This is a genomic window from Kitasatospora misakiensis (assembly GCF_042656005.1).
In the GTDB taxonomy this organism is placed as follows: domain Bacteria; phylum Actinomycetota; class Actinomycetes; order Streptomycetales; family Streptomycetaceae; genus Kitasatospora; species Kitasatospora misakiensis.
In genome coordinates, this window is sequence record NZ_JBHSOF010000012.1 from 146,929 (window position 1) to 162,072 (window position 15,144).

General features: G+C 74.4%; 4 protein-coding genes. 3 read left to right on the top strand and 1 reads right to left on the bottom strand.

Features of this window, described 5'->3' with window-relative positions; all coding sequences use genetic code 11:
• Positions 1 to 55 precede the first annotated feature (55 nt).
• Positions 56 to 3,154, bottom strand: a complete 3,099-nt coding sequence (locus ACFP3U_RS12715) for a non-ribosomal peptide synthetase (RefSeq protein ID WP_380225536.1) — start codon at positions 3,152 to 3,154, stop codon at positions 56 to 58.
• A gap of 317 nt (positions 3,155 to 3,471) precedes the next feature.
• Between ACFP3U_RS12715 and ACFP3U_RS12720 the strand changes: the two genes are divergently transcribed.
• The 3 genes from ACFP3U_RS12720 to ACFP3U_RS12730 form a co-directional block, all read left to right on the top strand.
• A complete protein-coding gene (locus tag ACFP3U_RS12720) occupies positions 3,472 to 4,350 on the top strand; it encodes a hypothetical protein (protein ID WP_380225537.1) in 879 nt (292 codons plus the stop codon).
• Positions 4,351 to 4,354: 4 nt separating this feature from the next.
• Positions 4,355 to 5,134, top strand: a complete 780-nt coding sequence (locus ACFP3U_RS12725) for a thioesterase II family protein (protein ID WP_380225539.1) — start codon at positions 4,355 to 4,357, stop codon at positions 5,132 to 5,134.
• A gap of 127 nt (positions 5,135 to 5,261) precedes the next feature.
• Positions 5,262 to 15,144 (top strand): type I polyketide synthase (locus ACFP3U_RS12730; protein ID WP_380225540.1); only part of this gene is annotated, 9,883 nt, incomplete at its 3' end.

Consider the following 15,144-nt stretch of genomic DNA (forward strand, 5'->3'; position numbering starts at 1 on the left):
CGGGCCCTTCGTCGCGTCCGGCCCGGAGGCCGCAGCGAGTAACGCCGTCAGGCCGTCAGGCCGCCGGGCCGCCGGCGCGGACCAGGACGGCGAGGTCGGCCGGGGTCGGCTCGGCGAACAGGTCGGCGAGCTTCACGGTCACCCCGAACTCCTCCTCGACCCGCTGGACCAGCTTGGCGGCGAGCAGTGAATGACCGCCGGAGGTGAAGAAGTTGGCCTCGCCGCTGAGGTCGTCGCGGCCCAGCAGCTCGCGCCAGAGGCCGACCAGCCGGTTCACCACCGGGTCGTCGGAGGCGTCCGCGACGGCCGCCCGCTCGCCGGCGCCCTCGGCGGGCCCGGTGCCGGGGGCGGTCGCCAGCGCCTCCAGCGCCAGGTAGTCGACCTTCTCGTTGGCGTTGGTCGGCAGGACGTCCAGCACCACGAAGTCCTGCGGCACGGCGGCGCGCGGCAGTTCGGCGCGCGCGAACTCCCACAGGCTCCCGACCAGGTCGCCGGTGTCCGCGTCGGCGCCCGCCGTCGCCTCGACGAAGACGACCAGCCGGCCGTCCGCGCTGCGGTCGCCGACCACCACGGCGGCGGCGCCCCGCACCCGCGGGTGGCCGAGCAGGGCGGCCTCGACCTCGCCCAGCTCGATCCGGTTGCCGCGCAGCTTCACCTGCCGGTCGGCCCGGCCGAGCAGTTCCAGGGTGCCGTCCGGCAGCCACTGGCCGAGGTCCCCGGAGCGGTAGAACCGTCCGTACCGGGGGTGTTCGCCGAACCGCTCGGCGTTCAGCTCCGGGCGGCCGTGGTAGCCGTGCGCCACGCCGTCGCCCGCGATGCAGACCTCGCCGCGGACGCCGACCGGCAGCTCCCGGCCGTCCGGGGCGAGCACGAACATCCGGATGTTGCGGATCGGCCCGCCGACCGAGATCCGCTCGCCCAGGTCCGCCGGGACGACGCCCCAGGTGCACCAGGTGGTGGTCTCGGTGGGGCCGTAGGCGTTGACGACCTCGCAGCCCGCCGCCAGCAGCCGCTTGGCGAGCGTCACCGGCACCGGCTCGGCGCCGGTGACCACCCGGCGCCCGGCCAGCCGGTCGGCCACCTCGTCGAACACCATCCGCAGCGTGGTCGGCGTGGCCTGGAGGATGCCCGGCTCGTAACGGTCGATCAGCTCGCGCAGCACCCGGCCGTCGGTGCGGGCCGCGTCCGGGGCGACCACGATCCGGCCGCCGGAGAACAGCGGCACGTAGTGCTCCAGGTTCGCCATGTCGAAGGCGAAGGTGGTCATCCACAGCGTCGCGTCGGCGGGGGTGGCGCGCAGCCGCTCGGTGTAGTCGGCGGCGATGTTGGAGATCGCCCGGTGCGGCAGCACGGCGCCCTTGGGGCGGCCGCTGGAGCCCGAGGTGTAGATGAGGTAGGCGGTGCCCTCCGGGTCGAGCCGGACCGGCAGGTCGCCGACCGGGCGCTGCGGGGCGGCGTCCGGGACCACCGGCAGCGGCAGCCGCGCCAGTTCGGCGGCGCCGGGCAGGGCGAGCTCCCGGTCGGTGAACACCGCCTTGGCGCCGGAGTCCGCCATCAGGTAGGAGACGCGCTGCGCCGGGTGCTCGGGGTCGACCGGCAGGTAGGCGGCGCCGGTCAGCCACACGCCCAGGACGGCGGCGGTGAGTTCGGGCGAGCGGGCGGCCGCGACGGCGACCACGTCGCCCGCGCCGATCCCGGCGTCCTTGAGCGTGGCGGCGGCGGCCAGTGCGGCCTCCCACAGCCGGCGGTAGCCGATCTCGCGGTCGCCGTGCTGGACGGCCACCGCGTTAGGGGTCCCGGTGGCGTGCCGGTGCACGGCCTCCAGGACGTCGGCGGGGCCGTCCGCGGCGGGGCGCGCCGCGGTGTCGTTGGCGGCGTCGATCACCGCGTGGTCCCGGCCGCTCCACACCCGCAGTTCGCCGGTGGGCCGGTCGACGTCCTCGGCGACGGCCAGCAGCAGCGCCTCGTAGCGCAGCAGCAGGTCCTCGGCGTCGGCGCGGCCCAGCTTCTCGGTGGAGTAGCGGGCGGTGACCTGGATGGTGTCGGCCGAGGAGGCGACGAAGAACTCCAGGTCGTACTTGCTGAAGCCGTTCTCCACCACGATCGGCCTGGCCCGGAGGCCGCCGATCTCGAAGTGCGTCATCTCCAGCTGCGGGAAGTAGTTGAACAGGTGCCGGCTGAGCCGGTTGCGCCAGGCCGAGCCGGCCCGGGGCACCAGGCCGGCGATGGTCTCCTCCGGCACCCCGGCGTGCGCCAGCGCGCCGAAGTACATGTCGCGGGCCTGCCGGACCAGCGCGCGGAAGCCCTCCTCGGGGTTCACCCGCACCCGCAGCGGCAGCACGTTGGTGTGGTGGCCGACGGTGCGCGGGGCGTCCTGCGGGCGGACGCTCACCGGGCAGCCGACCACGATGTCCGGGCCGACCCCGTGCGCGGCGAGCAGCAGGTCGAAGGCGCCGAGCAGCACCACGGCCTCCGGCGCCCGGACCTCCCGCTGGAGGCGGCGCACCACGTCCCGGGCCTCCGGGGAGAGGGTGTGCACCAGTTGGTCGCCCTTGAGGGTGGACTCCGCGCTCTCGGCGGCGCCGCACCACAGGTCGAGGGCGGCCGGGTCGAAGTCGGTCAGCTGGCCGCGCCAGAACTCGACGCTCTCCGGCCGCGGTTCGGGCTCGGCGAAGGCCGGCACGACCTTCAGCAGCTCGGGCGCCGGCGGCGTCCCGGTGGTGAGGGCGCCGTACAGGGCGACGATCTCCTCCAGCAGCGCGGTGCCGGAGATGATGTCGTAGTCGAGGTGGTGGAAGGTCAGGCAGAGGACGTCGCCCTCGGGGTGGTGGAACAGCCCGGCCCGGACCAGCGGGCGGCCGTCGAAGACGAAGCGGCGGTTGACGTACGGGAGCAGGGCCGCCGCGATCCCGTCCCGGGGCGGCTGGAAGTCGTCGACCTCCTCCACCGGGACGTTGAATTCCGCCGGTGGGACGACGCCTTTCAGCAGTTCGGCGCCGGTCGCGAAATACACCGTGCGGAGCACGTCGTAACGGCGGAAAAGCACCGCCAGGGTCTCGCGGATCGCCGGAACGTCGAGTTCGCCGTCGACCTGGAACGCCAGCGCCAGATTGTTGGCGGTGCTTTCGGGTACCAAGCGCTCCAACAACCACATGGCCTGTTCCTTGCGGGTGGCCACGGATAGCTGACGTGTCGTCCGGGCGACGGGCTGCGCTGCGGGTGCCAATGGGTCCTCCCCTACAGGGCGGGATGTGAGGCAGTTCACACCCTGCTTGCGATTGCCGGTTTGCAGCACACGTTACGAGCCGCCACCCGGGGCGGGGCACCCCTATCGGGGGGGCACCCCGGCTTTTTCTGGGGCGCCCGGAAGCGCCCCCTACCGGTCCCCAGAAGGATCTCTAGGGGTACAGCGGCACAAGTCGTTCGACCTACGCTGCTTGCGGTTCTGGAGTCCGCGACGGAGGAGTGACGGTGACCGCAGGAAACGCTTGGAAGAGTCTGACCGGGGGCGGGAATTCCAGGGGAATTCTGCTGGCCGTCGACTTCGACACCACGGGCCGGCCGGAGGCCCGTTTCGCCGACCTGCTGGCGAATCTCGGCCCGGAATTCGCGGCCTGGGAGACCGTCCCGCCGGCGGCCGACGCCGAGGCGGCCCGCAGCGGCGCCGGCTACCTCGACCACTGGACCCGGGGCCTGGCCGACCTGACCGGTCATAGCGGGACGGACGGCGTGACCGGCGGCCTGACCGGGACGGACGGCGAGCGGCCCGCGGTGCACGCGGTGCTCGGCTTCTGCGGCGGCGCCATCTACGCCGCCGCGCTCGCCGAGCGGATCGCCGAGCAGCAGGACGAGGCGCCGCTGCTGGTGCTCTTCGACCCCGAGCTGTCCACCGCCCAGACCTTGATCTGGCAGTTCCACAAGGTGATCGGCTTCCTGTCCGCGGTGATCTCCGAGGAGCAGATCGCCGAGGCCCGCGAGATGGGCCAGCAGGCCTTCGACGAGATCCCCGACGTCATGGCGCTCAAGGACGAACTGCTCCGGCTGATGCGGGAGTTCGGCGAGCCCGCGCTGATCGCCGCCGGCCTGGACGAGACCCGCCGCGAGGAGCTCTTCGCGGTCTTCGAGTCCTTCCTCTGCTACCTCGCCGCCGCCAGCCAGATCGACCCGCTGCCGCGCTGGCGCTCGGCCGTCTCCTACAGCTCCACCAGCCCGCTCAGCGGCCTCAACGCGATGCGCAGCGCCGGCCTGGAGATCGAGGTCGGCGAGGAGATCCGGATCGACACCGACCACGGCGTCATGCTCGCCGACAAGGAACTCGCCTCCGCCGTCGCCCGCCTGCTGGACCGCTGAGCCGATGGCGACGCCCGACACCCCGACCGCGACGCCCTACCTGGCGCCCGCCGCCGGCACCGACGCGGAGCTGCGGCTGTTCTGCTTCCACCACGCCGGCGGCGCCGCCTCGGCGTACACCGGCTGGCAGGAACGGCTCGGCCCGCGGATCTCCGTCCTGCCGGTGCAGCTGCCCGGACGTGAACGGCGCGCCGCCGAACCGCGGTTCACCCGTATCGACGCCCTGGTCGCCGACCTCGACCGACAGCTGGACCCCCTGCTCGACGCGCCGTACGCCTTCTACGGGCACAGCATGGGCGCCCTGGTCGCCTACCGGCTGACCCTGCTGCGCGCCGCCCGCGGCCGCAGCCTGCCGGAGCGGCTGATGGTCGGCGCCTACCCGCCGCCGCACCTGCTCGCCCCGATCGCCGACGCCCTGAACCTCGACGACCGGGACCTCGCGCGCTGGCTGGTGGACACCGGCGGGATGTCCGAACTGGTCCTGCGCTACCCCGACTGGGTGCGCTCCGCGCTGGAGTTGCTCCGCGACGACCTCCGGGTCTGCCAGAGCCACCGCCCGGCGGGCGAGCCGCCGCTGCCCTGCCCGATCGACGTGTTCGCCGGCGAGCAGGACCCCCTGCTGCCGATCGACCGGGTCGACGGCTGGGCCCGGCACACCACCGCCGGGTGCGAGGTGCACGCCCTCCCCGGCGGCCACTTCTTCCTGCACGAGTCCTCCGCGGTGCTGCTGCGCACCGTGGCCCTGCTGCTGTCCGGCCGCGACGCCTCCCACCGCCGGATCTGACCCGCCCGCCGGCCCCCGCCGCACCCCGCGCGGGCGTCCGCCGGCCGTCCGCCGCCCTCGGCCGGCCACCGGTCGCCACGGCGCGCCGCCCTGCGACGCCTCCACTGCTGAACGACATGGGGAACTCATGCCTTCCGACGCTGTTGCCATCATTGGACTGTCCTGCCGGCTCCCCCAGGCCCCGGATCCCCGCGCCTTCTGGGACCTGCTGCGGCGCGGCGCCTCCGGGATCACCGAGGCGCCGGCCGACCGGTGGAGCGGACCCGAGCTCGACGGGACCCCGGGTCGCGGCGGCTTCCTCGACCGGATCGACACCTTCGACCCGGTCTTCTTCGGGATCTCGCCCCGCGAGGCCACCCTGATGGACCCCCAGCAGCGGCTCATGCTCGAACTCGCCTGGGAGTGCCTGGAGGACGCCGGGGTCGTCCCCGACCGGCTCCGGGCCACCCAGACCAGCGTCTTCGTCGGCGCCATCGCCGCCGACTACAGCACCGTGCTCCAGCGGCACGGCCTGGAGGCGATCACCCCGCACACCGTCACCGGCCTCAACCGCGGCATCATCGCCAACCGCGTCTCCTACACGCTCGGCCTGGAGGGCCCCAGCCTCACCGTCGACGCCGCCCAGTCCTCCGCGCTGGTCGCCGTCCACATGGCCTGCGAGAGCCTGCGCAGCGGCGAGTCCGACCTCGCCGTCGCGGGCGGCGTCAACCTCATCATCGCCCCCGAGAGCACCCTCGGCCTCACCCGGTTCGGCGGCCTCTCCCCCGACGGCGTCAGCTACACCTTCGACGCCCGGGCCAACGGCTACGTCCGCGGCGAGGGCGGCGGCGCCGTCCTGCTGAAGCGCCTCGACCGGGCGCTCGCCGACGGCGACCGCGTCCACGCCGTGATCCGCGGCACCGCCGTCAACAACGACGGCGCCACCGACGGCCTCACCGTGCCCAGCCCCGAGGCGCAGGAGAAGCTGCTGCGCCGCGCCTACCAGCGGGCCGGCGTCGACCCCGGCGAGGTGCAGTACGTCGAACTGCACGGCACCGGCACCCGGGTCGGCGACCCGATCGAGGCCCGGGCGCTCGGCGCCGCCCTCGGCGCGGCCCGGCCCGCGGACGCGCCGCTGCTGGTCGGCTCCGCCAAGACCAACGTCGGCCACCTGGAGGGCGCGGCCGGCATCGTCGGGCTGCTCAAGGCCGTCCTCGCCATCTCCCACCGGGAGCTGCCGGCCAGCCTCAACTTCGAACAGCCCAACCCCGACATCGACTTCGCCGGCCTGAACCTCCGGGTGGAGACCTCGCTCGGCCCCTGGCCGGCCGGGACGCTGCGGGCGGGCGTCTCCTCGTTCGGCATGGGCGGCACCAACGCGCACGTCGTCCTGGAGGAGGCCCCGGCGGCCGTCCCGGGTAGTACGGGTGATGTTCCCGGGGCCGGCGCCGTCGAGCCGGCGGTGTGGCCGCTGTCGGCGAGGACCGAACCCGCGCTGCGCGACCAGGCCCGGCAGTTGCTGAACTGGCTCTCCCAGCACCCCGACGCCGCGCCCACCGCGGTCGCCCACGCGCTCGCCAGCGGGCGTTCGCTGTTCGAGCACCGCGCGGTCGTCCTGCCCGAGGAGCGGGAGGAGGCGCTGCGCGCCGTGGCCGACGCCACCCCGCACCCCTCGGCGGTGACGGGCAGCGCGGCGGGCGCCGGGAAGCTGGCCTTCCTGTTCACCGGCCAGGGGTCCCAACGGGTCGGGATGGGCGAGGAGTTGGCGTCGGCGTTCCCCGTCTTCGCCGCCGCGTACGAGGAGGCGCTCGGCCACTTCGCCCCGGAACTGCGCGAGATCATCGCGAACAATCCGGACGGGCTGCTGGACACCACCCTGCACACCCAGCCGGCGCTCTTCGCCCTGGAGACCGCGCTGTACCGGCTGATGGAGCACCACGGCCTGAAGCCCGACTACCTCGCCGGGCACTCCATCGGCGAGATCGCCGCCGCCCACTGCGCCGGTGTGCTGTCCCTGGCCGACGCGGCGAAGCTGGTCGCCGCCCGTGCCCGGCTGATGCACAGCACCCGCGAGGGCGCGATGGCCACCCTTCAGGGGACCGAGGAGGACGTCCTCCCGCACCTGAACGAGGCGTTGACGATCGCCGCCGTCAACTCCGCGGACGCGGTGGTCGTCGCCGGGGACGTCGAGGCCGTGCACGCGCTCGCGGCGGCCTGGAAGGAGCGCGGCCGCAAGGCGAAGGTGCTCAACACCCACCACGCCTTCCACTCCGCCCACATGGACCAGGTGCTCGACGAATTCCTGCTGGTGGCCTCGGGTTTGACGTACCACCCGCCGACCGTGCCCATCGTCTCCACGCTCACCGGCCGGATCGCCGAGGAACTCACCGAACCCGCCTACTGGGTCCGGCAGTTGCGTGAGGCGGTGCGCTTCCACGACGCCCTCAGCACGCTCGGCGAAGCCGGTGTCACCGGCTACCTCGAACTCGGCCCGGACGCCACCCTCACCACCCTCGCCCGCACCACCCACCCGGACGCGGTCACGGCGGCGGCCCTCGCGCCCAACCGCCCGGAGCCGCACACCACGCTCAGCGCCCTCGCCGTCCTCCACACCCACGGGCACCCGGCCACCTGGCCCACCCACGGGGCCCCGGGCACCCGTACCGACCTCCCGACCTACCCGTTCCAGCGCCGCCGCTACTGGATCGACACCGCGGCCGCGCCGCTCGCCCCGGACACCGCGCCCGCCCCCCGCCGGGAGGACGATCCCGAGCCCACCGCCGACCTCACGCCCGCGCAGCGCCTGGCCCGGCTCACCGGCGAGGAGTTGGAGACCGCGCTCCGGGACCTCGTGCTCACCAACCTGACCATCACCCTCGGGCACGTCACGCCCGAGGCCGTCGACACCTCCGCCGCCTTCCGCGACCTGGGCTTCGACTCCGCCCTCTCGCTCGAACTGTGCACCCGGCTGTCCCAGTGGACCGGCCTGCGCCTGCCCGCCGGCCTGCTCTACGACCACCCCACCCCGACCGCGCTGATCCGCCACCTCCGGACCGAGCTGTCGCAGGACGCCACGACCACCGGCCGGATCGTCTCGGCGGTCGCGGCCGACGAGCCGATCGCCGTCGTCGGCATGGCCTGCCGCTACCCCGGCGGCGCCAACTCCCCCGAGGAACTCTGGCAGTTGGTCGCCGAGGGCCGGGACGCGATCGGCGGCTTCCCGACCGACCGCGGCTGGGACCTCGACGGGCTCTACGACCCCGACCCCGCGCACGCCGGCACCACCTACGCCCGCGCGGGCGGCTTCCTCTACGACGCCGCCGGGTTCGACCCGGAGTTCTTCGGCATCTCGCCGCGCGAGGCGGCGGCCATGGACCCGCAGCAGCGCCTGCTGCTGGAGACCTCCTGGGAGGCCCTGGAGCGGGCCGGCCTCGACCCGGCGGACCTCGGCGGCCGACCGGTCGGCGTCTTCGTCGGCGCGATGTCCCAGGAGTACGGCCCCCGGCTGCACGAACCCGCCAACGGCCTGGAGGGCTACCTGCTCACCGGCAGCACGGTGAGCGTCGCCTCCGGCCGGATCTCCTACACCTACGGCTTCGAGGGCCCGGCGGTGACCGTCGACACCGCCTGCTCCTCCTCGCTGGTCGCCCTGCACCTCGCCGCCCAGGCCCTGCGGCAGGGCGAGTGCACGATGGCCCTCGCGGGCGGCGCCGCAGTCATGGCGACGCCGGGCATGTTCGTGGAGTTCAGCCGGCAGCGCGGACTGTCGCCGGACGGCCGCTGCAAGGCCTTCGCGGCGGCGGCCGACGGCACCGGCTGGGCGGAGGGCGTGGGCCTGGTCCTGCTGGAGCGGCTCTCCGACGCGCAGCGCAACGGGCACGAGGTGCTGGCCGTGATCCGCGGCTCGGCGATCAACCAGGACGGCGCCAGCAACGGCCTCACCGCCCCCAACGGCCCGTCCCAGCAGCGCGTCATCCGGCAGGCGCTCGCCAACGCCCACCTGGACGCCGCCGACGTCGACGCGGTGGAGGCACACGGCACCGGCACCAGGCTCGGCGACCCGATCGAGGCGCAGGCCCTCCTCGCCACCTACGGGCAGGACCGTCCGGCCGAACGGCCCCTGTGGCTGGGCTCGTTGAAGTCCAACATCGGCCACACCCAGGCGGCGGCGGGCGTGGGCGGCGTGATCAAGATGATCATGGCGATGCGGAACGGCGAGCTGCCGCGCACCCTGCACGTCGACGAGCCCACGCCGCACGTCGACTGGGCGGCGGGTGCGGTCGAGCTGCTCGGCGCCAGCCGACCGTGGGACGCCGACGGACGTCCGCGTCGGGCCGCCGTCTCGTCGTTCGGTATCAGCGGGACCAACGCGCACGTGATCCTGGAGGAGGCGTCGGCGGCCGTGCCCGTCGAGGTCGAGGTGGGATCCGAACTGCCGGTCATGTGGGCGCTGTCGGCGAAGACCGAGGACGCGCTGCGCGACCAGGCGGCGCGGCTCGACGCCTGGACCGGCGCGAACCCCGGGGCGGACGAGCGGGAGATCGCGGCGGCGCTGGGGCGTAAGCCCGCGTTCGCCCAGCGCGCCGTCGTGTTCAACCGTGAGGCACTCGCGGCGCTCGCGGACGGTCAGCCGCACCCGGACCTGGTCACGGGGACGGCCGGGGTGAGCGGGAAGACGGTGTTCGTCTTCCCGGGGCAGGGCTCGCAGTGGCCCGCCATGGGCCAGCACCTCATGGCCACCAGCCCCGTCTTCGCTCAGCACATCGCGGCGTGCACGGAGGCGTTCGCGCCGTACGCGCAGGACTGGAACCTGACGGAGCTCCTGAGCCAGCCGAACGCCGAGTTGCTGGAGCGCGTGGACATCGTCCAGCCGGCTCTGTTCGCGGTGATGACGGGTCTGGCGGAGCTGTGGCGACACCACGGCATCGTGCCCGACGCCGTCATCGGCCACTCCCAGGGCGAGATCGCCGCCGCCTACGCCGCCGGCGCCCTGAGCCTCGCCGACGCGGCGAAGACCGTCATCCTGCGCGCCCAGGCCCTCATCAGCCTCGAAGGCACCGGCGGCATGGCCTCGGTACCCCTCCCACCAGAAGAACTCCAGCTCAACGACGACCTCCACATCGCCGCCCTCAACTCGCCCACCACCACCATCGTCAGCGGCACCCCCGACGCCATCGACGCACTCGTGGCACAGCTCCAGGAACGCGGAGTCGACGCCCGCAAGATCCCCGTCAACTACGCCTCCCACTGCGCCCACGTCGAACCCCTCGAACACAACCTCGTCACCGCCCTCAGCCAACTCGCACCCCGCGCCACCGACACCGCCTTCTACTCGACGGTCACCACCGAGCCCCTCGACACCACCACCCTCACCGCCGAGTACTGGTACACCAACCTCCGCAACCCGGTTCAGCTCCACCCCACACTGACCCGTCTCCACGCCGACGGCTACCGCCACTTCATCGAGGTCAGCCCCCACCCCGTCCTCCTCCCCACCATCCACCAAACCCTCGACGGTCACGCCACCACCATCCACCCCACCCTCCGCCGCCACCACGGCCACCACTTCCCCCACGCACTCGCCCACACCCACACCCACGGAGTCACCCACCGCACCGACCAAACAGCCAGCGGCGAACTCACCCTCCCCACCTACGCCTTCCAGCACCAGCACTACTGGCTGACCACCCCCCGGTCCGTCACCGACCCCGCGCACCTGGGCCTCACCGCGACCGAGCACCCGCTGCTGGCGACCGCCGTGACGGCGGCCGAGGACGGCACGACGCTGTTCACCGGTGTGCTGTCCCGGCAGGCGCAGCCGTGGCTGGTCGACCACGCCGTGGCGGGGACCGTCCTGCTGCCGGGCACCGCCTTCGTGGAGCTGGCCGTCGCGGCCGGCGACCACGTGGGCGCGAGCGTCCTGGAGGACCTGACGCTGGAGGCGCCGCTGGTGGTACCGGAGAGCGGCACCGTCCAGCTCCAGGTGCAGGTGGGCGTCCCGGACGCGCAGGACCGGCGGACCATCGCCGTGCACTCGCGGCCGGACGACGCGAGCCCGTGGACCCGCCACGCCACCGGCCTGCTCGGCGAATCGCCTGCGGAGCCGACCGAGTTGACCGCCTGGCCGCCCGCCGGCGCGACTCCGGTGAGCACGGCGGAGGCGTACGGGCAGCTGGCCGTCCACGGCTACGAGTACGGGCCGGTGTTCCAGGGCCTGCGGGCCCTGTGGCGGCGCGGCGAGGAGCTGTTCGCCGAGGTCGAGCTGCCCGAGGACACCGAGGTCGACGGCTTCGGCCTGCACCCGGCGCTCCTGGACGCCGCCCTGCACCCGGCGGTGCTGGAGCCCCTGGCGGCCCTCACCGCGCCGTCCGGCGAGATCCCGCTGCCGTTCGCCTGGTCGGGTGTGCGGCTGTACGCGACGGGCGCCCGCGAACTGCGGATCGCCCTCACGCCCGACGCGTCCGGCGCCTATGCCCTCGCGGTCGCCGACGGCACCGGCGCCCCGGTCGCCTCGGTGGAGTCGCTGGTGCTCCGTCCGATCGCGGCGGGCGCCCTCGGGGCCCGTCAGGACGACCTCTTCACGGTCGACTGGCAGCCCGTGCCGCTGCCCCTGGAGGCCACCGACCCGCTCCACGACTGGGCGCACCTCGCCGAGGCCCTGGCCGGCGACACCGCCCCCGAGGTACTGATCCACGTCCTGCCGCCGTCGCCCGCCGGACCGGAGGACGCCGGGCCGGACGACGCCGGACCGGAGGACGTCCCGGCGGCGGCGCGCGCCGCCGTGGGCGAGACGCTCGCGGCGGTCCAGCGGTGGCTGGCCGCGGAGCGCTTCGCGGACAGCCGGCTGGTCGTGGTGACGGCGCGGGCGGTCTCCGTGCGGGACGGCGAGGACGTCGCCGACCTCGTGCACGCCCCCGTCCACGGTCTGCTGCGCACCGCGCAGACCGAGCACCCGGGCCGGATCCTGCTGCTGGACACCGAGGAGCCCGGCGAGGGCGGCACGGGGCCGCTGCCGGAGTCCCTCCTGCGGGCCGTCGCCGCGGCCCTGACCGTCGGGCGGGAGCCCGAACTGGCCCTGCGGGACGGTCGGGCCTGGGCGCCGCGCCTGGTCCGCGCCGTCCCGGCCGACACCGCCACCCCTACCGCGTCCCCCGCCACCACGGTCGCCGGGGCCTTCGACCCGGACGGCACCGTCCTGATCACGGGCGCGACCGGCACCCTGGGCCGCCTGCTCGCCCGCCACCTGGCGACCGGCCACGGCGCGCGCCACCTGCTGCTGGTCTCCCGCAGCGGTCCTGACGCGCCCGGCGCCGCCGAACTGCGCGCGGAGCTGGCCGGACTCGGCACCGAGGCCACCCTGGCCTCCTGCGACATCACCGACCCGGCCGCCCTGGCCGAGCTGCTCGCCGCCGTCCCGGCCGCGCACCCGCTCACCGCCGTCTTCCACACCGCCGGCGTCCTCGACGACGCCACCGTGGCCGGGCTCACCCCCGAGCAGGTCGACGCGGTACTGCGGCCCAAGCTCGACGGCGCCTGGAACCTGCACCGGCTCACCGGCGAGCCCGACCTGTTCGTGCTCTTCTCCTCCGTCGTCGGCGTCATCGGCGGCGCCGGCCAGGCCAACTACGCCGCCGCCAACGTCTTCCTGGACGCCCTCGCCGCGCACCGCCGCGCCCTCGGCCGCCCGGCCCTCTCGCTGGCCTGGGGCCTGTGGGAGCAGGCCAGCGGCATGACCTCGGCGATGACCGACGCGGACCGCGCCCGGATGGCCCGCACCGGCATCGTCCCGCTCCCCTCCGAGCGCGGCCTCGCCCTGCTGGACGCCGCCCTCACCGGCGCCGACGCCCTCGCCGTGCCGACCCGGGTGGACCTCGCCGCCCTGCGCACCCTCCCGGAGGTCCCGGCCGCGTTCCGGGCCCTGGTACGGACGCCCGCCCGACGCGCCGTCGCCGCGGCCTCCGGTGGCGTCTCCTGGGCGCAGCGCACCGCCGCCCTGCCCGCCGACCAGCGCGCGGAGGCCGTCCTCGACCTGGTCCGCACGCAGGTCGCGACCGTGCTCGGCCACGCCACCCCGCAGAGCATCGACGCCGAGCGCGCCTTCAAGGAGCTGGGCTTCGACTCGCTCACCGCCGTCGAGCTGCGCAACCGCCTGATCGCCGCGACCGGACTGCGGCTGCCCAGCACGCTGGTCTTCGACTACCCCACCCTCAGCGCCATCGCCGGCCACCTGCTGGACGAGGTCACCGGTACCGGCGCCGGCCCGGCCCTCACCGTGCAGCACACCCACACCCGCGCCGGCCTCGCCGAGGACCCGATCGTGATCGTCGGCATGGCCTGCCGGTTCCCCGGCGGGGTGCGCTCGCCCGAGGACCTCTGGCGGCTGGTCGCCGACGGCGTCGACGCCGTCGCGCCGTTCCCCACCAACCGCGGCTGGGACCTCGACGACCTCTACGACCCGGACCCCGACAAGGAGGGCAAGGCCTACGCCAAGGAGGGCGGCTTCCTCTACGACGTCGCCGACTTCGACGCCGAGTTCTTCGGCATCTCGCCGCGCGAGGCGCTCGCCACGGACCCGCAGCAGCGGCTGCTGCTGGAGACCGCGTGGGAGGCCTTCGAGCGGGCCGGCATCGACCCGGCCGCCCTGCGCGGCAGCCGGACCGGCGTGTTCGCGGGCGTCATGTACAACGACTACCGGTGGCGGCTGCGCGACGAGGCCCCCGAGGGCTTCGAGGCCTACCTCGGCAACGGCAGCGCGGGCAGCGTCGCCTCGGGCCGGGTGTCCTACACCTTCGGCTTCGAGGGCCCGGCGGTGACGGTGGACACCGCGTGCTCCTCCTCGCTGGTCGCCCTGCACCTCGCCGTGCAGGCGCTGCGCAGCGGCGAGTGCGAGCTGGCCCTGGCGGGCGGCGTCACCGTGATGGCCACGCCGGCGCCGTTCATCGAGTTCAGCCGCCAGCGCGGACTCGCGCTCGACGGCCGCAGCAAGTCCTTCTCCGCGGAGGCCAACGGCGCCGGCTGGGCGGAGGGCGCGGGCCTGCTGCTCGTCGAACGGCTGTCCGACGCGCGCCGCAACGGGCACCAGGTGCTCGCGGTCGTCCGCGGCTCCGCGATCAACCAGGACGGCGCCAGCAACGGCCTCACCGCCCCCAACGGCCCCGCCCAGCAGCGCATGATCCGCCAGGCGCTGGCCAACGCCGGTCTGGCGACGGCCGATGTGGACGCGGTGGAGGCGCACGGCACCGGCACCACGCTCGGCGACCCGATCGAGGCGCAGGCGCTGCTGGCCACGTACGGGCAGGACAGGCCTGCCGAACGGCCGCTGTGGCTCGGCTCGTTGAAGTCCAACATCGGACACGCCCAGGCGGCGGCCGGGGTCGCCGGCATCATCAAGATGGTCATGGCGATGCAGCACCGCGAGCTGCCCCGCACCCTGCACGTCAACGAGCCCACCCCGCACGTCGACTGGACGGCGGGCGCGGTCTCGCTGCTCACCGAGGCCCGGCCGTGGGAGACCCCCGACGAGCGCCCGCGCCGCGCCGGCGTGTCCTCCTTCGGCATCAGCGGGACCAACGCGCACATCATCCTGGAGGAGGCGCCCGAGGCCGTTGACGAGCCGGGTGCCAAGGTGTCCGAACTCCCGGTGGTGTGGCCGCTGTCGGCGAAGTCCGATGCCGCACTGCGCGACCAGGCGCGGCTCCTGCTGGAGTGGATCACCGAGCACCCGGACGTGCCCGAGACGGACGTCGCGTACTCGCTCACCGTTGGCCGCTCGATGTTCGAGCAGCGGGCGGTCGTCCTGCCGGGCGAGCGGGAGGCGGCGCTGCGCGCCCTCGCGGAGGGGACGAACCACCCCGACAGCGTGGTGGGGAGCGCTACGAGTGGCGGAAAGCTGGCCTTCCTGTTCACCGGGCAGGGGTCGCAGCGGGTGGGGATGGGCGAGGAACTGTACGGCGCGTTCCCCGTGTTCGCCGCCGCGTACGACGAGGCGCTGAGCCACTTCGGGCCTGAGCTTCGCGACATCGTCGCCAATA